This window comes from Tsukamurella sp. M9C (assembly GCF_020169415.1).
In the GTDB taxonomy this organism is placed as follows: Bacteria; Actinomycetota; Actinomycetes; order Mycobacteriales; family Mycobacteriaceae; genus Tsukamurella.
In genome coordinates this window covers 23,123-42,925 of the sequence record NZ_JAIULG010000033.1, presented here as the reverse complement: position 1 = coordinate 42,925, position 19,803 = coordinate 23,123, and the positions used below count along the sequence as shown (strand labels likewise).

Annotated in this window: 21 protein-coding genes; 8 read left to right on the top strand and 13 right to left on the bottom strand. The window is 72.8% G+C overall.

The features are described from left to right. Positions 1 to 12 precede the first annotated feature (12 nt). Positions 13 to 1,122, top strand: a complete 1,110-nt coding sequence (locus LB823_RS15805) for an NDMA-dependent alcohol dehydrogenase (RefSeq protein WP_224648399.1) — start codon at positions 13 to 15, stop codon at positions 1,120 to 1,122. A 64-nt stretch (positions 1,123 to 1,186) separates the two neighbouring features. Here LB823_RS15805 and LB823_RS15800 read toward each other — a convergent pair whose 3' ends face one another. Next, positions 1,187 to 2,137, bottom strand: coding sequence for an alpha/beta hydrolase (locus tag LB823_RS15800; protein WP_224648397.1), 951 nt, complete (start codon positions 2,135 to 2,137; stop codon positions 1,187 to 1,189). Positions 2,138 to 2,232: 95 nt separating this feature from the next. Between LB823_RS15800 and LB823_RS15795 the strand changes: the two genes are divergently transcribed. Continuing rightward, entirely contained in the window at positions 2,233 to 2,805 is a 573-nt protein-coding gene (locus tag LB823_RS15795; RefSeq protein ID WP_224648395.1) for a TetR/AcrR family transcriptional regulator, read from the top strand. Here the strand turns inward: LB823_RS15795 and map are convergent. From map to LB823_RS15760, 7 genes are all read right to left on the bottom strand, one after another. Continuing rightward, entirely contained in the window at positions 2,789 to 3,556 is a 768-nt protein-coding gene (gene map / locus LB823_RS15790) for a type I methionyl aminopeptidase (RefSeq protein WP_224648392.1), read from the bottom strand. The two genes, LB823_RS15795 and map, sit on opposite strands and share 17 nt — an antisense overlap. 19 nt (positions 3,557 to 3,575) lie before the next feature. Then, positions 3,576 to 3,842 (bottom strand): helix-turn-helix domain-containing protein, encoded by a 267-nt coding sequence (locus LB823_RS15785; RefSeq protein ID WP_224648390.1) that lies wholly within the window; start codon positions 3,840 to 3,842, stop codon positions 3,576 to 3,578. A gap of 17 nt (positions 3,843 to 3,859) precedes the next feature. Next, a complete protein-coding gene (locus LB823_RS15780; protein WP_224648388.1) occupies positions 3,860 to 4,822 on the bottom strand; it encodes an acyl-CoA thioesterase in 963 nt (320 codons plus the stop codon). A 155-nt stretch (positions 4,823 to 4,977) separates the two neighbouring features. Then, positions 4,978 to 5,877: a dioxygenase gene (locus tag LB823_RS15775; protein WP_224648386.1), complete on the bottom strand. Its 900-nt coding sequence runs from the start codon at positions 5,875 to 5,877 to the stop codon at positions 4,978 to 4,980. A gap of 10 nt (positions 5,878 to 5,887) precedes the next feature. Beyond that, positions 5,888 to 6,943, bottom strand: coding sequence for a maleylacetate reductase (locus LB823_RS15770; RefSeq protein ID WP_224648384.1), 1,056 nt, complete (start codon positions 6,941 to 6,943; stop codon positions 5,888 to 5,890). After that, positions 6,940 to 7,992 carry an alpha/beta hydrolase gene (locus LB823_RS15765; protein ID WP_224648382.1) on the bottom strand — a complete coding sequence of 351 codons (1,053 nt, stop codon included), beginning with the start codon at positions 7,990 to 7,992 and terminating at the stop codon, positions 6,940 to 6,942. Before LB823_RS15765 ends, LB823_RS15770 begins: the two co-directional genes overlap by 4 nt. Continuing rightward, positions 7,989 to 9,593, bottom strand: coding sequence for a bifunctional 3-(3-hydroxy-phenyl)propionate/3-hydroxycinnamic acid hydroxylase (locus tag LB823_RS15760; RefSeq protein WP_224648370.1), 1,605 nt, complete (start codon positions 9,591 to 9,593; stop codon positions 7,989 to 7,991). The genes LB823_RS15765 and LB823_RS15760 overlap by 4 nt, the downstream gene beginning before the upstream one ends. Positions 9,594 to 9,805: 212 nt before the next feature. Here LB823_RS15760 and LB823_RS15755 point away from each other — a divergent pair, with 212 nt between their 5' ends. After that, complete coding sequence (locus LB823_RS15755) at positions 9,806 to 10,828, top strand: AraC family transcriptional regulator (protein WP_224648368.1); 1,023 nt, start codon at positions 9,806 to 9,808, stop codon at positions 10,826 to 10,828. A gap of 9 nt (positions 10,829 to 10,837) precedes the next feature. Here the strand turns inward: LB823_RS15755 and LB823_RS15750 are convergent, their stop codons facing one another. Further along, entirely contained in the window at positions 10,838 to 11,725 is an 888-nt protein-coding gene (locus LB823_RS15750) for a LysR substrate-binding domain-containing protein (protein WP_224648365.1), read from the bottom strand. 71 nt (positions 11,726 to 11,796) lie between these two features. Here LB823_RS15750 and LB823_RS15745 point away from each other — a divergent pair, with 71 nt between their 5' ends. Genes LB823_RS15745 through LB823_RS15735 form a run of 3 tightly spaced genes read left to right on the top strand, consistent with a single transcriptional unit; the run spans position 11,797 to position 14,320 of the window. Further along, positions 11,797 to 12,993: a thiolase family protein gene (locus tag LB823_RS15745; RefSeq protein WP_224648363.1), complete on the top strand. Its 1,197-nt coding sequence runs from the start codon at positions 11,797 to 11,799 to the stop codon at positions 12,991 to 12,993. Beyond that, entirely contained in the window at positions 12,990 to 13,685 is a 696-nt protein-coding gene (locus LB823_RS15740; RefSeq protein ID WP_224648360.1) for a 3-oxoacid CoA-transferase subunit A, read from the top strand. Before LB823_RS15745 ends, LB823_RS15740 begins: the two co-directional genes overlap by 4 nt. Next, a complete protein-coding gene (locus LB823_RS15735; RefSeq protein ID WP_224648358.1) occupies positions 13,682 to 14,320 on the top strand; it encodes a 3-oxoacid CoA-transferase subunit B in 639 nt (212 codons plus the stop codon). The genes LB823_RS15740 and LB823_RS15735 overlap by 4 nt, the downstream gene beginning before the upstream one ends. A gap of 71 nt (positions 14,321 to 14,391) precedes the next feature. On the opposite strand, the gene LB823_RS15730 is transcribed toward LB823_RS15735, so the two are convergent. Continuing rightward, the gene (locus tag LB823_RS15730) at positions 14,392 to 15,723 is read right to left on the bottom strand and encodes a PQQ-binding-like beta-propeller repeat protein (protein WP_224648355.1); all 1,332 of its coding nucleotides are present in this window, start codon (positions 15,721 to 15,723) and stop codon (positions 14,392 to 14,394) included. Between the two features lie 98 nt (positions 15,724 to 15,821). On the opposite strand from LB823_RS15730, the gene LB823_RS15725 reads away from it, so the two are divergent. Next, positions 15,822 to 16,577, top strand: a complete 756-nt coding sequence (locus LB823_RS15725) for an acyltransferase (protein WP_224648353.1) — start codon at positions 15,822 to 15,824, stop codon at positions 16,575 to 16,577. On the opposite strand, the gene LB823_RS15720 is transcribed toward LB823_RS15725, so the two are convergent. Next, the gene (locus LB823_RS15720; RefSeq protein ID WP_224648351.1) at positions 16,574 to 16,942 is read right to left on the bottom strand and encodes a MerR family transcriptional regulator; all 369 of its coding nucleotides are present in this window, start codon (positions 16,940 to 16,942) and stop codon (positions 16,574 to 16,576) included. The two genes, LB823_RS15725 and LB823_RS15720, sit on opposite strands and share 4 nt — an antisense overlap. 45 nt (positions 16,943 to 16,987) lie before the next feature. On the opposite strand from LB823_RS15720, the gene LB823_RS15715 reads away from it, so the two are divergent. Further along, on the top strand, positions 16,988 to 17,848 hold the full coding sequence (locus tag LB823_RS15715; RefSeq protein ID WP_224648349.1) for an SDR family oxidoreductase: 861 nt from the start codon (positions 16,988 to 16,990) through the stop codon (positions 17,846 to 17,848). 3 nt (positions 17,849 to 17,851) lie between these two features. On the opposite strand, the gene LB823_RS15710 is transcribed toward LB823_RS15715, so the two are convergent. Next, positions 17,852 to 18,379 carry a GNAT family N-acetyltransferase gene (locus LB823_RS15710; protein WP_224648347.1) on the bottom strand — a complete coding sequence of 176 codons (528 nt, stop codon included), beginning with the start codon at positions 18,377 to 18,379 and terminating at the stop codon, positions 17,852 to 17,854. Positions 18,380 to 18,495: 116 nt separating this feature from the next. Then, positions 18,496 to 19,803 (bottom strand): glycosyltransferase family 4 protein, encoded by a 1,308-nt coding sequence (locus tag LB823_RS15705; protein WP_224648345.1) that lies wholly within the window; start codon positions 19,801 to 19,803, stop codon positions 18,496 to 18,498.

Below are 19,803 nucleotides of genomic sequence, written 5' to 3'. Positions count from 1 at the left end.
GAAGGGAACATCATGAAGACCAAAGCCGCAGTGCTGCTCGAGGCCGGAAAGCCCTTCGAGATCATGGAACTCGAGCTCGACGGCCCCGGCCCCGGCGAGGTGCTCATCAAGTACACCGCCGCCGGCCTGTGCCATTCCGACCTGCACCTGACCGACGGCGACCTCCCGCCGCGCTATCCGATCGTGGGCGGCCACGAGGGCTCCGGGATCATCGAGGAGGTCGGCCCCGGCGTCACCAAGGTCAAGCCCGGCGACCACGTGGTCTGCAGCTTCATCCCGAACTGCGGCACCTGCCGCTACTGCTCGACGGGCCGCCAGAACCTGTGCGATCTCGGCGCCACCATCCTCGAGGGCTCGATGCCCGACGGGACCTTCCGGTTCCACGGCGGCGGGCAGGATTTCGGCGCCATGTGCATGCTCGGCACGTTCGCCGAGCGGGCCACCATCAGCCAGCACTCGGTGGTGAAGATCGACGACTGGCTCCCGCTGGAGACCGCCGTCCTCGTGGGCTGCGGCGTCCCGTCGGGCTGGGGGACCGCGGTCTCGGCCGGCGGCCTGCGCCCCGGCGACACCGCCGTGATCTACGGCATCGGCGGCCTCGGTATCAACGCCGTGCAGGGCGCCGTGTCGGCGGGCTGCAAGTACGTCGTGGTGGTCGATCCGATCGCGCTCAAGCGCGACACGGCGCTGAAGTTCGGTGCGACGCATGCCTTCGCGACCGCGGAGGAGGCGCAGGAGAAGGTGACCGAGCTGACCTGGGGGCAGGGCGCCGACGCCGCGCTGATCCTGGTGGGCACCGTCGACGAGAAGGTGGTCCAGGACGCGACCGCGGCGATCGGCAAGGGCGGCAAGGTGGTGATCACCGGCCTCGCCGACCCGGAGAAGCTCACCGTGCACGTCTCCGGCACCGATCTCACGCTGAACCAGAAGACGATCATGGGCACGCTGTTCGGATCGATGAACCCGCAGTACGACATCGTCCGGCTGCTGCGTCTTTACGATGCGGGGGAGCTCAAGCTCGACGAGCTGATCACCACCCGGTACTCGCTGGAGGACGTGAACCAGGGCTACGCGGACCTGCGCGAGGGCAAGAACATCCGTGGCGTGATCATCCACGACTGACCGAACGCGGGCGACGGCCCCGGGCACGCGCCCGGGGCCGTCGCGGCATGCGGAGGGACTCGACTCAGGCGAGCGCGCGGCGGAACGCGGCGATGGCGAGGTCGAATCCGGCCTGCGCGCCGTGGGTCTCGCGCAAGGCGTTGAGCATCATGAAGTCGTGGATGACGCCGCCCACGCGCACGGCGGTCACCTGGTTGCCGGCTTCGCGGAGCTTCGCCGCGTAGGCCTCCCCGGCGTCGCGCAGCACGTCGGCCTCGGCGGTGATGACGGTGGCGGGCGGCAGGTCCCGCAGCTGCTCGACGGTGGCGTTCAGCGGCGAGGCGAAGATCTCGGCGCGCTGCGCGGGGTCGGTCGTGTACTGGTCCCAGAACCACTGCATGGCGTCGCGGCGCAGGAAGTAGCCCTCGGCGAACTCGCGGTACGAGCCGGTCTCGAAGTCCGAATCGACCACCGGGTACAGGAGTACCTGCGCGGCCAGCCGCACGTCACCGCGGGCCTTGGCCTGCAGGGCGAGGACGGCCGCCATGTCGCCGCCGACGGAGTCGCCGGAGACCGCGATGCGGGTGCCGTCGAGGTTCTTCTCGGCGCCGGAGTTCACGACCCACTGCGCCACGGCGTAGTTCTGCTCGATCGCGATCGGGTAGCGCGCCTCGGGGGAGAGGTCGTACTCGGGGAAGACGACGGCCGCACCGGTACCGACGGCGAATTCGCGGACCAGGCGGTCGTGCGTGTGGGCGTTGCCGAAGACCCAGCCCGCGCCGTGGACGTAGAGGATGACGGGCAGGACGCCGGTGGCGCCCTTCGGGCGGACGATGCGGGTGCGGACCTCGCCGGTGGGGCCGCCGGGCACGGTGATCCACTCCTCGTCGACCTCGGGGAAGGTGACGCCCTCGCCGGACTGGACCTCGTCGACGGTCTTCCGGCCCTCGACGGGGCCGAGGTCGAACAGGTAGGGCGGATTCGCGGTGGCGTCGGAGAAGGCCTGGGCGGCGGGCTCGAGGACGGTCTTGCTCATGATCTGCTCCTTGTCGACTTCGCGGAGAACGAACGTTCTCGCGCTGGGTGCTACAGTAGGGGAACGATCGTTCTCTCGTCAAGGGGTCATGCGGAATGGATACGGATCAGCAGCGCGCCGCCGTGCTGGAGGCGGCGGAGAAGCTGTTCTACGGCAAGGGGATCCAGGCCGTCGGCATGGACGAGATCCGCACCGCCGCGGGCGTCTCGCTCAAGGCGATCTACAAGCTCTTCCCCTCGAAGGACGCGCTCGTCGCCGAGGTGCTGACGATCCGCGACCGCCGCTGGACCGACGGGCTGCACAAGTACGTCGACCGGGCGGTCGCGCCGGAGGAGCGGGTGCTCGCCGTCTTCGACTGGCTCGACGAGATGTTCGCCGAGAACGACTTCCGCGGCTGCTCGTTCATCAACAGCTACGGCGAGTTGGGCGCGACCTCATCCACGGTCGCCGAGGCCGCTCAGCACAACAAGTCCTGCTACCAGGACGAGCTCGCCGCACTCGTCGCCGAGGCGGGGCTGCCGGACCGCGTCGCGATCCAGATCGGGCTACTCACCGAGGGCGCGCTCACCACCGCCGCCATTCTGGGCCCGGACGGCGTCGTCGACGGTGCCCGGGATGCGGCGAGGGTCCTCATCGCCTCGCAGCGAGCGGCTACGCCGGGGCGGTGAGGACGAGCGGACCGTCCTCCGTGATGGCGACGGTGTGCTCGCTGTGTGCGGCGCGGGAGCCGTCCGCGGAGCGCAGGGTCCAGCCGTCCGGATCGAAGATGATCTTCTCGGTGGTGGCGCAGAACCAGGGCTCCAGGGCCAGCGTCGTGCCGGTCTGCAGGAGCATGCCCTTGCGGGCCTTGCCGGTGTTCGGCACGTGCGGGTCCTCGTGCATCGTCCGGCCCAGGCCGTGTCCGCCGAACTGCGTGTTCACCGGGTAGCCGTACTTCTTCGCGACCTCGCCGATGGAGGCCGAGACCGTGCCCAGCTTGGTGCCCGGGCGCATGTGGTCGATCGCGGCGTCGAGGGCCTCGCGCGTGGCGAGGATGAGCCGCGTGTCCTCGTCGCGTGCGGTGCCCACGCTCACGCTGCGGGCGGCGTCGGCGACCCAGCCGTCGATCGACACCGCGATGTCCACGGTGAGCAGGTCGCCGTCCTCGAAGACGTACTCGTGCGGAAGTCCGTGCAAGCAGGCGTCGTTGACCGACAGGCAGGTCACGTTGCGGAACGGGCCGCTGCCGAAGGACGGCGCGTAGTCCCAGTAGCAGGAGGCGGCACCGCGGTCCTCGATCATCTTCCGCGCGCGGTACTCGAGCTCCATGAGGTTCATCCCGGGCTCGGCCATCGTGGTGAGCTCCTCGAGGAGCTCGGCGATGAAGATGCCGGTGGTGCGCATCTTCGCGATCTCGGCGGGGGTCTTGAGCTCCATCATGGTATTAAAATACCACGCACTAACCGGTGGGGCTGAATCGTTCCGCGTCCAGGTACTCCGCCGCCAGCCCGTCGAGGGGCTCGCCCAGCACGGCCGCCAGCGCGACGACGGTGCCGAACGCGGGGGTCGCCATCCGGCCGGTCTCGATCTTGCGCAGCGTCTCCGGGGAGATCCCCGCCGCGCGGGCCACCTCGTCGGGCCGGCGATCGCCCCGGGCCGCGCGCAGCCGCGCCCCCAGGCGCCGACCCGCGGCGATCTGTTCGGGGGTGAGGGGCTGCCGGACCATGCGCCCAGCTTAGCCGGTCAGATCGCCACCATCCGGGTCGCGGCCGAGGCGCTGCGCCGGCCGCGGATCGCGATCAGCTCGCGGGCGTGCGCGTCGAGCGCCACGTCGCCCGGCAGCTGCGGCGCCCACGGGCGGACCGCGGTGGCGTCCCCGTCGGCGTCGAGCGCGGCCAGCACGTGCAGCGCGTGCGCCGCCGGCTGGGGCTCGTGCTCGTGCGGCCAGCAGGTCGCGAGGTGCACCGAGACGTGCATCGTCTGGCGGCCCGTGTGCAGCAGCCGCGCCGTCACCTCGATGACCTGTCCGATCTGTACCGGGCGGTAGAAGCGCACGCCGCCCACGTAGACCGTGACGGCCTCGCCGCCGCTCCAGCCCGCCGCGCAGAGGTAGGCGGCGTCGTCCATCCAGCCCATCACCCGCCCGCCGTGCGCCTTGCCACCCCAATTGATGTCGGTGGGCGCGGCGAGGAACCGCGTGGTGCGCCGCTCCGCCTCGCTCGGCAGCGAGTAGTCGGCGCCGTTCATCGCCGCCGCGATCCGCCGCCGCACGTCGGTGCGGGCCTCGGCCTCCTCCGCGGCGCGTACGTCTTCGGCGAGGACGGGCTGCCACTGGCGCACCGGCGTCGGCTTCCCGGCCTCGTCGACCGCGACGAAGACGAGCAGGCAGGTGCTGGCGACGGTGAACGTGCCGACCCGCGGATCGGCCGAGGCGACCTCGCACCGGATGTGCATGCTGCTGCGCCCCGTGTAGACCAGCGTGGCCCGCACCTCGACCACGTCGCCCGAGGCGATGTCGCGGCCGAAGCCGATGTTGCCGACGTACGCGGTCACGGAGTAGCCGCCCGACCAGGCGGCGGCGCAGGCGTAGGCGGCCTTGTCGATCCACTCCAGGACGCGGCCGCCGCGGACGCCGCCACCGAGGGTGGCGACGTCGGTGGGTGCGGCCAGGAACCGCAGGGTGATCCGGCGATCGGTGATGGGCATCGGGCTGAGCTCCTTCGCAGAGCGGTGAACGGATCGCACCATGGTGGAGAGGTCCACGAACGCACTCGACACCGGGGGAGCGCGATGAGGAGTCGGTGATCGGGCGGTAACCGCGCAGGTCGTCCGCGCGTAACACCGCGAGGCGGGCGCCGTACCTACCGAGCGACGGGTTCGCGCGCCAGGACCACGTCGAAGCGCGTCCGCGACCACGCGACGCCGCCCAGGTCGCGGCCCGCCGGCGCCGGGGTGCCCGCCGGCTGCCGGTCGAAGCGCTTGATCAGCGAGTCCTTCACGCCGAAGACGCTGTCGCCGACGGCGAGCTGCTCGTCGCCATCGACGAAGATGTGCGTGACCAGCGTCCGGAACCCGGGGGCGGAGACCATGAAGTGCAGGTGCGCCGCGCGCATCGGGGACCGGCCGGTGGCCGCGAGCAGGCGGCCGACGGGGCCGTCGGCCGGGATCGGGTAGGGCGTGGGTCGCAGACCCCAGAACCCGTACCCCCCGTTCCCGTTGGCCGCGATCCAGGCCCGTGCCGCGGTGCGGTCGTCGCCGTACTGCACGTCGTAGAAGCCGTCCTCGTCCGCCTCCCAGACCTCGATGCGGGTGCCGGGGACCGGCGCGCCGTCGGTCCCGATGACGGTGCCCTCCACCCAGCACGGCTCGCCGACGGCGCCGCCCGCGATGTCCCCGCCGAACGGGATCTCCGGGGCGTCGTCGACGAAGAAGGGCCCGAAGACCGTGGCCTCCGTGGCGTCGCCGTCGAGCTCGTTGTTGACGGTGACGGTCTGCATCGACGCGCCGAGCACGTCGGAGAGCAGGATGAACTCCTGCCGCTTGTCGTCGGTGATGTCGCCGCACGCGGTGAGGAAGGCGATCGCGGCCTCCCACTCCGCCTCGGTGAGCCGGACCTCGCGGACGAGGGCGTGCAGGTGCCGCACGAGCGCGGCGAGCAACTCCTTCAGGCGCGGATCGTCGGTCGCGGCGAAGGATCGCAGGACGCGGTCGGTGAGTGCCTGCTCGGCCGCCGACTGCTCGGGGGTGACGGTGTGGTCCATGGCGAACTCCCTAGACGGTGCCGGGCGCGGCGCCGGACCACGCAGCGGAGAGGATGCGGTGCAGGTCGGCGGCGGTGACCGGGCGCGGATTCCCGGACGGGACGAGGGGCGCGATCGCCTCGACGGCGGGATCGATGTCGTTCTCCGCCATGCCGAGGTCGCGCAGCGGCCGTACCCCGCCGAGCTCGGCGTAGAGGGCCGCGAGGCCGGCGACGGCGTCGTCGGCGCCGAAGGCCTCCGCCAGCCGGGCCTCCGCCTCCGGCGCGCCGGTCGCGTTGAAGGCGAGGACGTGGGGGAGCACCGCGGCGTGCGTCGGCGCGTGGGGGAGGTCGAAGGCGCCGCCGAGGACGTGGCAGATCTTGTGGTGCAGGCCGGATCCCGCCGAGGAGAAGGCCGACGCTGCGAGGTACGCCGCGTACAGCACCTGCTCGCGCCCCGGGAGCCCCGACGGGTCGGCCGAGACGGCCGGCAGACCCTCGCGCAGGGCACGCGCGGACTCGGCGGCGAGCACCCGGTCGATCGGGTCGGCCCGGGGGCCCCACATCGCGTCCACGCAGTGCGCCAGGGCGTTGAGCCCCGACGTCGTGCTGGTGGCGACGGGCAGGCCGAGGGTCAGCTCGGCGTCGTAGACGATCGCGCGCGGCGCCACCCTCGGGTCGACCCCTGTGGTCTTGCGGCCGTCCTCCGTCAGGCCCCACACCGACGTCGCCTCGGACCCCGAGTACGTCGTCGGGACCGCGACGATCGGCAGGGACGAGGTCAGCGCCACCGCCTTCGCGAGGCCGATCGCGGAGCCGCCGCCGAAGCACAGCAACAGGTCCGCCTGTGCGTCGGCGGCGGCGGTGCGGGCGCGGTCCGCGACCTCGATCGGGACGTGCATCGCCACGTCGTGGTGGGCGAGCGCCACCGGCAGGCCCGCGGTGATGGCCGCAGCCCGCTCGGACTCCCGGGGCGTGCAGAGGAGCATGATCCGCTGCGCGCCCGAGGTGACCTCGGCCAGGGCGTCGCCGACGGTGCCGGATCCGAAGCGGACCTGCTGGGCGAGGGTGTCGTGGGTGAACCTCATGCGCGTACCTCCGTGAGTCGCTCGGCGAACCAGTCCGCGGCCACCGCGTTCCGTTCGTCGGCGTGGTTGTAGATGGTGTGTTCCCCGTCGTCCCAGACTCGCAGAGTCGCGTCGTCGGCGCCGTCGAGGAACGGCTGCTGATCGGCGAGGTCCACGAGCGGATCCGCGCCGCCGTGCAGTACGAGCAGCGGACACGCGATCCGGTCGGCCGAAGGATCGAAGCGCAGGCGCGCGAAGTTCGCGGTGACCGCCGCGTCGTCGTCGGTGCCGAGCATCGCGCGCGCCTGCTCCGCGAAGGTCCGGAAGGGGAGCAGCCGCGGCGCGGCGAAGGCGCCGTTGACGCAGCACGCGCCGACCCCGTCGTGGCGGGCGGCGGTGAGCGCCGCGAAGAGGCCGCCGACGCTGTTGCCCCACACGCCGACGGGGCCGTCGGCGCGCGCGAGGTCCACGAACGTCCCGATGGCGGCGGCGACGTCGACGTCGAGGTACACGCTGTGCTGGAGGCGGGAGTCGCCCTGGCCGGGGCCCTCGGCGAGGATCACCGCGAGCCCGCGCGCCAGCAGCGCGTCGGCGTAGCGCAGGTAGGTAGCGCCCCAGCCGCTCTGGCCGCCGAAGACGACGACGGTGCCGCGCGGCGCCGGGGGCCGCAGGTGCCAGCCGGCGAGCCGGCGGCCGCCGAACGCGGGCTCGATCCGCCACATCGGCACGGGGGAGTGCGTCGCCGCAGCGGCGACGGCCCCGTCGAAGCGCGCGTACAGCGCCCGCTTGCGATCGGTGTCGGCGTTGAAGGCCATCTGCGCGAACAGGAAGCACGCGGCGGCGGCCCGGAAGAGCTCGTACGAGGTGACGCTCCGCCCCGCGGCCGCGGCGTCCGCGGCCTGCGCCGCGCGCGCGGCGCCGAGTCGTTCGGCGACCCCGTCCCACGGCTCGCCCGCGTCGGTGCCGGCGCGCAGCGCGAGCACGTCGTCGTAGCGCATGCCCGCGTCGAGCAGGCGCGTGACGCCCATCGCCCGCCAGTGCGCCTCGTTGGCCGCGGTCGCGCCGGTCATCGGGCCACCGCCTCGGGGCGGGCGGCGGCGCGGCGCAGTGCGGCCCCGAGGCCGTCGATCAGCCGCGGGAGATCGTCGAGAGCGCCCGCGCCGTACAGGTGGAAGTCGGGGCGTACGACGATCGTCTCGGTCCCGGTGGCGGCGAAGTACGCCGCGTACGCGCCGCCGGTGTCCTCGACGGAGTGCTCGTGCCCGGGTTCGACGGTCACGACGGTCGCCCCGAGCCCCGCGAGGGAGGCCAGGCGGTCGGCGCCGAGTACGGCGGTCGCGTCCGCCGTCGTGATCACCGCGAATCCCCACGGATGAAGATCGTCGAACCGCCCGGCGCGGTCGCCGCGGCGCACCACGCCCTGGGGCGCGAGAGTTCCCGCGAGGCAGTTGCGGTCGTCGTGGTCGACGACGCCCGCGGTGATCGTCGGGAAGGGCGGCAGCGACGGGACCTCGCCGCGCAGGAACGCGGCGTCGCGCTCCGCGGCCGCAGCCGGATCCTTGAGGTTCGCGACCCGGCCGAGCTCCACGGCGCAGGCCTGAATGACCTCGACGTGGGGCCGGCGCTCCTGCTCGTAGGTGTCGAGGAGGGCCTCGTCCGCCCGGCCGGACAGCACTAGGTCGAGCTTCCAGGCGAGCGTGATCCCGTCGCGCATGCCGGAACACGCGCCCTGCCCCATGTAGGGCGGCATGGTGTGCGCGGCGTCGCCGGCGAGGAAGACGCGGCCCACGCGCCATGCGTCCGCGGTGCGCGCGGAGAAGGTGTAGACGATGTGCCGCAGGATGGTCAGGTCCTCCGGTCCGAGGCCGTGCTGCGCCCGCAGCCACCGCCACGCGAACTCCTCGGTCGCCATCTCGTCGGCGTCGTCCTCGGGGCGGACGGCCACTTCGAACCGCTGGCGGCTCCGGCCGATCGGCATGAACATGTGCGGCTGGACCGGATCGCAGAACTGCCGGGCCACGGCGAACCGATCGCCCAGGGGGCGCGCGCATTCGGTGTCGATGTTGAGCCATCGATCATCGACGTGGAGGTCGGTGAGGCCGACGCCGAGGATGTGCCGGACGGTGCTCGAGGCACCGTCGGCGCCGACCACGTACGACGCGGTGATCACCCGCTCGGGGGCGTCCGCCCACTGCGCGTCGCGGTCGCGCGTGAACGGCCGCACCGCGAGCTCGACGCGGTCCTCGTGCTGCTCCATGCCGACCACGATCGTGCCCTGGAGCACGTCGACGTTCGGGTACGTGCGGTTGCGGTCGTCGATCGCCTGCTCGATGTGGGGCTGGTACATCGAGTAGTGCGCGGCGAAGCCACTGGACTCGCCCGACCAGTCCACCGCGATGAGCAGATCCTCGGCGCCGTTGCGCCACTCGTACACGGACGCGGGGGCCGCGTCGCGGAGCGCGGCGTCCACGTCGCCGGCGGCCTGGATGATGCGGGCCGTCTCGCCGTCGATGTGGGTGAGCCGGGGCATGCCGTACAGGCCGGGCCAGCGCTCGACCACGACGACGCGGTGCCCCGCGCGCGCCAGCATCGACGACAGGACGAGACCCGTCGGGCCGTAGCCGACGACGGCGACGTCGTACTCGGTGGTGCTTCTCGGTTCCGCGTTCACGGGTCTCCTCCAGGGGCTGGACGGTGGGCTGGACTGTGCGATGGGAGGGACGCTACGAAGCTGTGACCGGCGCCACTATCCGCTGTGCGACGCGACCGGCCGATTCGCGTCGCGAGGTGGTGTCGCGGACCGCCGGTGGTGGGGACGGCCGGGTGTAACGTGCTGGTGAGGGCGCCTCCGGGGTGCCCCGCGGAGCTGTGGAGGCGAGTGCGATGTGGGGTGGCGCGGAGGTGGGCGGCGCGACAGCGCCGTCCCCGCTCGGCCGCTTCGGGGGCCTGCGGACCCGCGATGTCGACGCCTTCCGGAGCGCGGCGGGCGGGCTGCTGAGCACCCATTCGATCGTCGTTCCCCGCGGCGACGGTGCGCCGTTCGACGGCGAGGTGCGATCGGCCCGGATCGCCGACCTCGGCATGATCTACCTCGAGCAGGGCGTGCCGGTCGACGTCGACATCCTCGATCGGATCGACTACTACGACCTGATGCTGGCGGTCGGGGGCAGCAACCGGCTGGAGCTCGTCGACGCCGACGAGGGCGCGGTGATCGACGGCGCCGGCGCCGCGCTGCTCTCGCCCCGGATGCGGGCGCGGATGCGGATGGACGGCTCGTACCGCCAACTGCACCTACGGCTCGAGCGCGCGGCCGTGCACGAGCGCCTGGAATCCCTCATCGGGCGGCCCGTCGGCGGGCCCGTCGTCTTCGACGTCGCGTTGGACCTCGGTGGTCCGGGGATGCGCAGCTGGTCGAACGCGCTGCGCCTGCTGCTGCGCGACCTCGACGACGAGGCCGGGCTCGCCGCCGAGCCGGCGATGTCCCGGCACTGGCGGGACCTCCTGATCACGGGGCTGCTCGTGGCGCAGCCGCACAGCCACTCCGCGCTGGTGCACGAGTCCGGTCCGGACCGGGTGCACCCGAAGGTCTTCCAGCGCGCGCTCGACCACATCGACGCCGGCCTGTGCGGGCCGCTGTCGGTGCCGGACGTCGCCGCGCACGCCGGGGTGGGCGTGCGGTCGCTGCAGCGGGCCTTCCAGGAGCGACTGGGGATCACGCCGAGCGCCTACATCCTCGGGGAGCGGCTCGACCGGGTGCGTGCCGAGCTGCTGGACGCGCGCGTCGACCGGACCGTCACGGACACGTCGTACGCGTGGGGGTTCACGCATCCGTCGCGGTTCGCGGCGATGTACCGGCGGCGGTTCGGGGAGTCCCCGTCGCAGACCCGCGACCGGGCGATCCGGTAGTGCTCCCTGCTAGTCCGCCGTCAGGTCGGCGATGAGGTCTGTGACCCGCTCGAGGTGGCGATCGGTGCGGTCGGCCAGGTGCGCGACGGCGAGCTCGACGCCGCCGCCGGCCCCGGCCAGTGGTACGTAGGTGATGCCGTCGAGCCGGAGCGCCGTGATCGGCTCGGGCGCCAGCGCGATGCCGAGCCCCGCCGCGACGAGGGTCCCGAGCGTCGAGGTCTCGCCCACCTCGTGCCGGATCGTGGGGGCCACGCCGCCCTCGCGCAACAGCGCCACGACGCGGTCGTACATGGCGGATCGCCGGCCCGCGCTGTGCACGATGAACGGCTCCCCGGCCAGGTCGGCCACCCGCAGCCGCTTCCGGCGCGCGAGGGCGTGATCGGAGGGCAGCGCGACCACCCATGGCTCGCGCCGCAGGACTCGGACCCGCAGCGACGGGTCGGCGACCGGCGGGCGCAGCAGCGCGATGTCGATCGCGCCGGTGCGCAGGGCCTCGACCTGGTCCGGCACCAGCATCTCGCCGCGAAAGGCGAAGTCGATGCCGGGCAGTTCGTCCGCGAGCCGGCGGGCCAGGGGCGGCAGCAGGCTGTAGGTCGCCGTGCCGACGCAGCCGATGGTCAGGTGCCCGGTGGCGCCGGCGGCCACGCGGCGCGCGTGGTCCGCCGCGTCGTCGACGGAGGACAGCACGGCCCGCGCCCGCTCGAGGTAGGCGCGCCCCGCGTCGGTGAGTTCGACCCGGCGGGTGGTGCGGTGCAACAGCTCGACGCCCAGACCCTGTTCCAGCTGCCGGATCTGGTGCGAGAGCGGCGGCTGCGCCATGTGCAGGCGCTGCGCCGCGCGGCCGAAGTGGCGCTCCTCGGCGACCGCGACGAAGTACTGCAGCTGGCGCAGATTCATACGACAAGAGTATCAATTGGCCATCATTTTGGTACTTCAATATCTGTATGTCTCGCCCTACGGTCGAAGCCATGGAAGCTTTCGTCTACACAGCCGCACGCACGCCCTTCGGGCGGTTCGCGGGTGCCCTCGCCGGCGTCCGACCCGACGACCTGGCCGCGACCGCGATCCGGGCCGTGCTCGACCGCGCCCCCGGCCTCGGCGCGGGCGCGTCGGTCGACGAGGTGGTCTGGGGCAACGCCAACGGCGCCGGGGAGGACAACCGCAACGTCGGGCGGATGGCGGCCCTCCTCGCCGGGGTCCCGGTCGGCGTCCCCGCGACCACCGTGAACCGCCTGTGCGGCTCCGGCCTCGACGCCGCGATGATGGGCAGCCGCGCGATCGAGACCGGCGATGCCGAGGTCGTGCTCACCGGCGGCGTCGAGTCCATGACCCGTGCGCCCTGGGTCCTGCCCAAGAGCGCCAAGCCCTTTCCCGCCGGCGACGTCACCGCGGTGTCGACCACCCTCGGCTGGCGCCTGGTCAACCCGGCGATGCCGCCCGAGTGGACGGTGAGCCTCGGCGAGGCCAACGAGCAACTGGGCGAGAAGTACTCCGTCTCCCGGGAGCGGCAGGACGCGTTCGCGGCGTTGTCGCACCGTCGGGCCCACGCGGCGTGGGAGGAGGGCTTCTACGACGACCTCGTGGTCCCCGTCGACGGGCTCGAGCGCGACGAGAACGTCCGGCCCGGGTCCACCGTAGAGAAGCTGGGGGCGCTCAAGCCCGCCTTCCGCCCCGACGGGACCATCACCGCGGGCAACGCCAGCCCGCTCAGCGACGGTGCGGCGGCGGTCCTCCTGGGCTCGGGCGCGGCGGCGGAGACGATCGGGCTCGACCCCCTCGCTCGGATCGCTGGCCGCGGCGCCGCGGCGCTGGAGCCGCAGCTGTTCGGGTACGCCCCGGTCGAGGCGGCGAACCGGGCCCTCGCCCGCGCCGGGATCTCCTGGGACGAGGTCGGCGTCGTCGAACTCAACGAGGCCTTCGCGGTGCAGTCGCTGGTGTGCGTCGACGCGTGGGGGATCGACCCCGCGATCGTCAATCCCTACGGCGGCGCCATCGCGCTCGGGCACCCGCTCGGCGCGTCCGGCGGACGACTGCTGGGCACCCTCGCGAAGGCCCTCCGGGCGCGCGGCGAGCGGTACGGCGTCGCGGCCATCTGCATCGGCGTGGGCCAGGGCCTCGCCGTCGTCCTGGAGAACGTCTCGGAGAACACGGAGGCAAGCGCATGAGCAAGGCAGTGGTGCACGGGAGCGTCGACGACGCCGTCGCGGGCATCGAGGACGGTTCGACGGTCCTGATCGGCGGCTTCGGCCTGGCGGGCATGCCCTTCGACCTCATCGACGCCCTCATCCGGCAGGGCGCGACCGACCTCACCGTGGTCTCCAACAACGCCGGCAACGGCGACGTCGGGGTCGCGGCGCTGCTCGCGGCCGGCCGCGTCCGCAAGGTCGTCTGCTCCTTCCCCCGGCAGAGCGACTCGTACGTCTTCGACGAGCTCTACCGCGCGGGGAAGGTGGACCTCGAGGTCGTCCCGCAGGGCAACCTGGCCGAGCGGATGCGCGCCGCGGGCGCGGGCATCGGCGGCTTCTACTGCCCGACGGCCGTCGGCACGCCGCTCGCCGAGGGCAAGGAGTCCCGCGAGATCGACGGGCGCACGTACCTGCTCGAGTTCCCCATCCGGGGCGACTACGCGCTCATCGCCGCCCACCGGTCCGACCCGTGGGGGAACCTGCTCTACCGCAAGACCGCCCGCAACTTCGGGCCCGTCATGGCGACGGCCGCCGCGACCACGATCGTCCAGGTCGACGAGGTCGTCCCGCTCGGCACGATCGACCCCGAGGCGGTCGTCACGCCGTCCATCTACGTCGACCGGATCGTTCCGGTCGCCGCTCGGCACTACACCGTGGAGGGTGCACGATGACCACGCAGCAGCGCATGACGATGGACCGGCTGGCCGCCCGGATCGCGAGCGACATCCCGCGGGGCGCCTTCGTCAACCTCGGCATCGGCCAGCCCACCAAGGTCGCCGACTACCTGCCGGACGAGCGCGAGGTGGTGCTGCACACCGAGAACGGCATGCTCGGCATGGGGCCCACGGCCACGGGCGACGCCGTCGATCCGGACCTCACCAACGCCGGCAAGGTGCCCGTCACCGAGAAGCCCGGCGCGGCCTACTTCCACCACGCCGACTCCTTCGCCATGATGCGCGGCGGGCACATCGACGTGTGCGTGCTCGGCGCCTACCAGGTCTCCGAGCGCGGCGACCTCGCCAACTGGCACACCGGCCGCGAGGGCGACATCCCCGCCGTCGGCGGCGCGATGGACCTCGCCATCGGGGCGAAGCAGGTCTACGTGATGATGTCGCTGTTCAGCAAGTCCGGCGAGTCCAAGCTCGTCCCGGCCTGCACCTACCCGCTCACCGGCCTCGGCTGCGTCAACCGGGTGTACACCGACGTCGCGGTCTTCGAGACCGGGCCCGACGGTGTCCGCGTGCTCGAGACCTTCGGCACGAGCCTCGACGAGCTCCGGGACCTGCTGCCGGTCACCCTGCTCTGACCGCGTACCGCGGCCCCTCGTACCGCTGACCCGAGCGTCCGGGCACCGTCGTGCGACGGTGCCCGTGCGCGTCAATTCTTGGCGACGCTGTCGCCCGTGCGGCGGCCCGACGTGAACGCGAAGACGGTCCCGTCGTCGCCGACGGTGACCAGCTCGCCGTCGGGCCCGATCGAGACGCCCGAGGCGGACTTCACCGAGTCCGGCAGGTCGAAGGTGCGCAGCGTGGTGCCGGTGTCGGTGCGGAACTCGATGAGCTGCGACTGCACGGCCGCCCAGGAGCGGACCACCGCGTAGCCGACGCCGCCGCGGATCTGCGTGGCGGGGGAGACCATCGCGACGTCGGTGCGCTTGAAGGCCTCGCGCACGCTCGTGCCCTCGTCCTTGAGCGCGACGAACGACGCGCGGTGCAGGCCGGGCGCGGCGGGGATGATCGTCCCGTCGGGCGAGACCGACGGGGGCAGCGTGCTCTGGTACCCGAGGTCGTGCGTCCACTTCGTGGCGCCGGTCCTCGCGTCGAGCGCGGCCAGCTTCTCGCCCCGCAGGTTCACGTACAGCGTCGCGCGGTCGGCCGACAGCGCGGGCGAGCCGATCGCACCGTCGGGCAGGTCCGCGCGCTCCCACGCGTACCGCAGGTCGTGCCGGTCGCCGCCGTTCTTGTCGTAGTCGACCGCCATCACCTTCGACGGTCCGCCCTTCGCCCCGACGACGACGAAGGCGCGCTCGGCCTGCGTGTCGACGGCGGGCGGCCCGGACACCGGGCAGCCGGGGCCGTTGGTCGCGCAGTCCTCGAGGCCTGCGCCGTTGGCGTTGGCCGAGACCTGCGGGAACAGCCCGATCGCGGCACCCGCGGCGTCCCCGTCGTGCGTGTCGACGAGCACCATCTGGCCGAGGTGCGTCACGGCGAGAACGGTGTTGTCGCCGGCGAGCTTGATCCACAGCGGGGTGCCCGCGGTGGGATAGCGCCAGCGCACCTGGTTGTCGGCGTTGAAGCTGTACACCCAGCCGGGGATGCCGAGGTAGGTGTAGTCGAACTGATCCACGACGGGGGCCTGCAGGTCGGCGCCCGCGGCGTCGCGGCGACAGTAGGTCTTGCGGCCGACGGTGAGCTCGAGGTTGAACGTGGTGCAGCCGGTCTCCGTGCGGGCGGTCACCGAGACCACGCCGCGGTTGGAGATCGCGGGCTGCACGGTGTTGGGGCCGACGAGGTCGCGCGTCCAGGCGGGGACGAGGGAGGAGGCGGCGTCCTTCTCCGCGTACGAGTTGTTGCGCGAGTCGCCGTACATGCCGGGCCAGGAGGCGGAGTCGTCGGCGTACACCCAAGTGTTGTCGGGCGTGCAGGAGACCAGCACCGCGGCGGCGGCCACCGTCGCGCCCAGTGTGAGCGCGCGCCTACCCAACCGCATGTGTCTCCCTCGACTATCGACTGCCACAATCGCCCCACAGACTAGCGCGGCGGCGGTACCGGACCGGCGGGGCGCACCCGCCGGATAGGCTCCCCGGCATGACGAGCATGTGGAACGCCCCGTATCGATCGCGGTGGCGGCACGCGCGGCAGGCCGATCAGCAGGCGCGATTCCTCACGCCCGCATCGCTGCGCTGGGTCCTCAAGAACAAGGCGTACACGCCCTGGTACCTGGTGCGGTACTTCCGCCTCCTGAAGTTCCGGGTGGCGAACCCGCACATCGTGCTCAAGGGCATGGTCTTCCTGGGCAAGAACGTCGAGATCCACGCGACGCCCGGCCTCGGCCGGATGGAGATCGGCCGCTGGGTGCACATCGGCGACTCGAACAAGATCCGCTGCCACGAGGGCTCGCTGCGCATCGGCGACAAGTCGGTCTTCGGCCGCGACAACGTGGTCAACTGCTACCTCGACATCGAGTTCGGGCCCGCCTCCCTCGTCGCCGACTGGTGCTACATCTGCGACTTCGACCACAAGATGGACGACATCAACATCCCCATCAAGGACCAGGGCATCGTCAAGGGGCCCGTCCGCATCGGCGGCGACACCTGGGTCGGCACCAAGGTCACCGTCACCCGCAACACCCTCATCGGCCACGGCACCGTGCTCGGCGCGCACGCCGTGGTGCGCGGGGAGATCCCGCCCTACTCGATCGCCGTCGGCTCGCCGGCGCGCGTGGTGAAGAACCGCAAGGACATGTGGGACGCGTCCATCGCCGAGCGCGCCGAGCTCGAGCGCGCGCTCGCCGACATCGAGCGCAAGAAGGCCGAGGCCCGCGGGCTGCCGGGGAACGGCTAGGGCGCGCGGACGAAGGTGGCGCACTCGGGGCAGTCGTCGAGGTAGCGGTGCCGGCAGTCGACGGTGTGCTGCAGGTACGTGATGGCCGCGCGGCGCGCGCGGACCTCGGCCTCGAGGGCCTCGATCTTCGCCACGACGACTGGCTGCGCCGCCGCCTTCGTCGGGGCCATCGCCGCGATCACCTCGGGCAGTGACAGGCCGACGGCGCGCAGCTTGAGCACCGTGCGCGCCTGCTCGACCGCGGCGGCGTCGTAGCGGCGATAGCCGTGGGAGTCGCGCGCGACGATGAGCGCGCCCACGTCCTCCCAGTGCCGCAGGACGTGCGCCTCGACGCCCAGCAGCGCCGCAACTTCACCGATCGTCATCGCGCCCTTGCCTTCAGGTCGACTTGAACCCCTACATTCTCGCCCATGAGTCGCACTTCGAATGGACTGGTCCTGGTGACCGGTGCTGCAGGGAACCTGGGACGGGAGATCGTGGCGCGCCTGCGCGCCGACGGTGCCGCCGTGCGCGGGATGGTCCGGACGCCGCCCGCCAATGCGGTGCACGACCTGGTCATGGGGGACCTCACCGACGGTGCCGAGGTGCGCGCGGCATTGCGCGACGTGGACGCCGTCCTGCTGATGTGGCCCTTCCTCGGCACCGCCCAGTCCGGGCCGGTCGTCGACGCCCTCACGGAGTCCGGGACGCGGGTCGTGTACCTCTCGTCGACCGCGATCGATGCGGCGGCGGACGTCGGTGCGGAGCCCGATCCGATCGCCCGGACGCACGCGGATATGGAGGCGCTCCTCAGCGCGACGGGCGTCCCCGTGACCGTGCTGCGCTCGGACACCCTGGCGTCGAACGCCCGCGGGTGGCGGGCTCAACTCGCGGCCGGCGACGTCGTGCGTGGACCCGCCACGGCGCCGACGGCGGTCGTCGACGAGCGGGACGTGGCCGCCGCCTCGGCCGCGGTGCTCCTCGACCCGCGGGCGGGGGAGTTGCACAGGATCACCGGCCCGCGACCGATCGACCGGGCCGAGCAGGTCGACGCGCTCGGCGCGGTCCTCGGCCGGGCGTTGCGGTTCGAGGCGGTGCCGTACGGCGCCGCCCTGGCGCAGCTCCTCGCCGACGGCCGTCCCCGCGCGTTGGCAGAAGCGGTGGTCGAGGCGGCGCGGTCGCGTCCGGCGTCCCGACTCGTGACGGATGACCTGGCAGCGCTCACCGGGCGGGTGGCCCGGCCGTTCGCGCAGTGGGCGCGCGACCGTCGTGCGGAGTTCGACGCAGGCTAGGAGTTACAGCACGTAGAACGGGCGGGCGTAGCGGAACTGGCCCCGCACGTCCGGGGTGTACGCGCCGAGCGTGCGCACCATGAACGAGTCTCCGGACCACTCCGCGACGTCGGGCTCGATGCCGACCTCGGTGCCGGGGACGAAACCGAAGCGCGGGTAGTAGTCCTTGTGGCCGAGCAGCGCGACGAGCCGCTCGCTGAGGGCGTCGGCGGCGCCGAGCGCGGCGAGGATCAACGCCGAGCCGATGCCCTGGGCCTGCGCCTCGGAGCGCACGCCGAGCGGCCCCGCGGCGAGCACGGGCGTCTCGCCGACGGCGGCGCGGGTGAGGCAGACGTGGCCGATCACGGCGCCCTCGTCGTCCTCGGCGACGAAGGAGAGCTCGTCGATCCAGGCGCCGCTGAGCCGCAGCGCCTCGACGAGGACGACCTCCAGCGGCTCCGTGCGCCCGGGCGGCGTCATGGGGGCGAACGCGCTCCGGTGGACGTCCGCGACCGCGGCGTGATCCTCCGGCGTCTCGTTGCGGATCAGCACGCGTGCTGCTTCCCGTGGTCCATGGGAAGGAGGTCTAACAAACGCGCTGTCATGAATCGACCGTGCCACAGGATTCACGATGATGCACATCGTGCAGGTCGGGGGCCCGGGCGGACCTAGAGCGGATTCGTCGGATCGCGCTCGGGGAGGGGCCGCTCGTCGATCACGCGCCGCCCGAGCGGGGTGCGCGGACGCCGCTTCGCGGCGAGGTAGACCTGCGTCGTCTCCCGGGCGACGGCCTCCCACGTGAGCTCCTCCACCTCGGCGCGCGCCGCGGCGGCCCAGCGGTGCGAGGACGCCGGATCGTCGAGCACGGCGCGGATTGCGGCGGTGAGGCCGGGCACGTCGGCGGGCTCGACGGACAGGCCCGTCTCGTCCGTGCGGATGAAGTCCGCGAGGCCGCCGGCGGTGGTCGCGATGACGGGGATGCCCGTGGCGGCGCCCTCGAGCGCGACGATGCCGAAGGGTTCGTAGCGGGACGGGATCACCAGGGCGTCGGCGGAATGCAGCTGCGCGACCAGCTCCTCGTGGTCCAGGGCGCCCGTGAACTCGACGGCCCGCAGTACCCGCTGCTCCCGCGCGACCTCGCGCAGCCACGTGGCCTGCGTCCCGTCGCCGGCCACCGTCAGCGTGGTCCCGGGGTGCGTGCGGCGGACCCGGGCCAGCGCGGCGATGAGGTCCTGGACGCCCTTCTCGTACTCAAGCCGGCCGACGTACAGCAGGCGGGGCGCGCCCCGTCGGGCGGCGGTGCGGGACCGGTCCCGGTAGGGCCAGGCCGTGGCGTCGATGCCGTTCGCGATGGTGTGCAGCTGCGCGAGTCCGGGCCCGAAGAGGCGGTTCACCTCGTCGGACATCGAGCGCGAGCAGGTGATCACCGCGTCGGCCTCGTTGGCGAGCCACCACTCGGTGGAGTGCACCTGCCGGTTGACGGGCCCGGAGACCCAGCCGCTGTGCCGGCCCGCCTCGGTGGCGTGGATCGTCGCGACGAGGGGCGCGTCGAAGGCCTCGGCGAGGCCGACGGCCGCGTGCGCGGCGAGCCAGTCGTGGGCGTGCACCACGTCGGGCACCCAGGGCCGGCCGACGGTGCCGGCGCCGTGCAGGGCGTCCTCGCCGGCGGTCGGGTTGTACCCGGCCAGCCGCAGGCCCGCCCGGAGCATGGAGTGCCCCATCGACAGCACCCACGGCATCATGTCGGTGCCGAAGTCGAGGGCCAGCGGATCCTCGGCGGCCATGATGACGCGGATCCCGTCGACGACGGCGTCGGACGTCGGGTGGCTGCGGGGGTCGGTACCCGTCGGCTGGCGCGAGACGACGACCACCTCGTGGCCCTGGTCGCGCAGCTGCAGCGCGAGGTGGTGGACGTGCCGGCCGAGGCCGCCGACCACGACGGGCGGGTACTCCCAGGAGACGAGCAGGACGCGCAT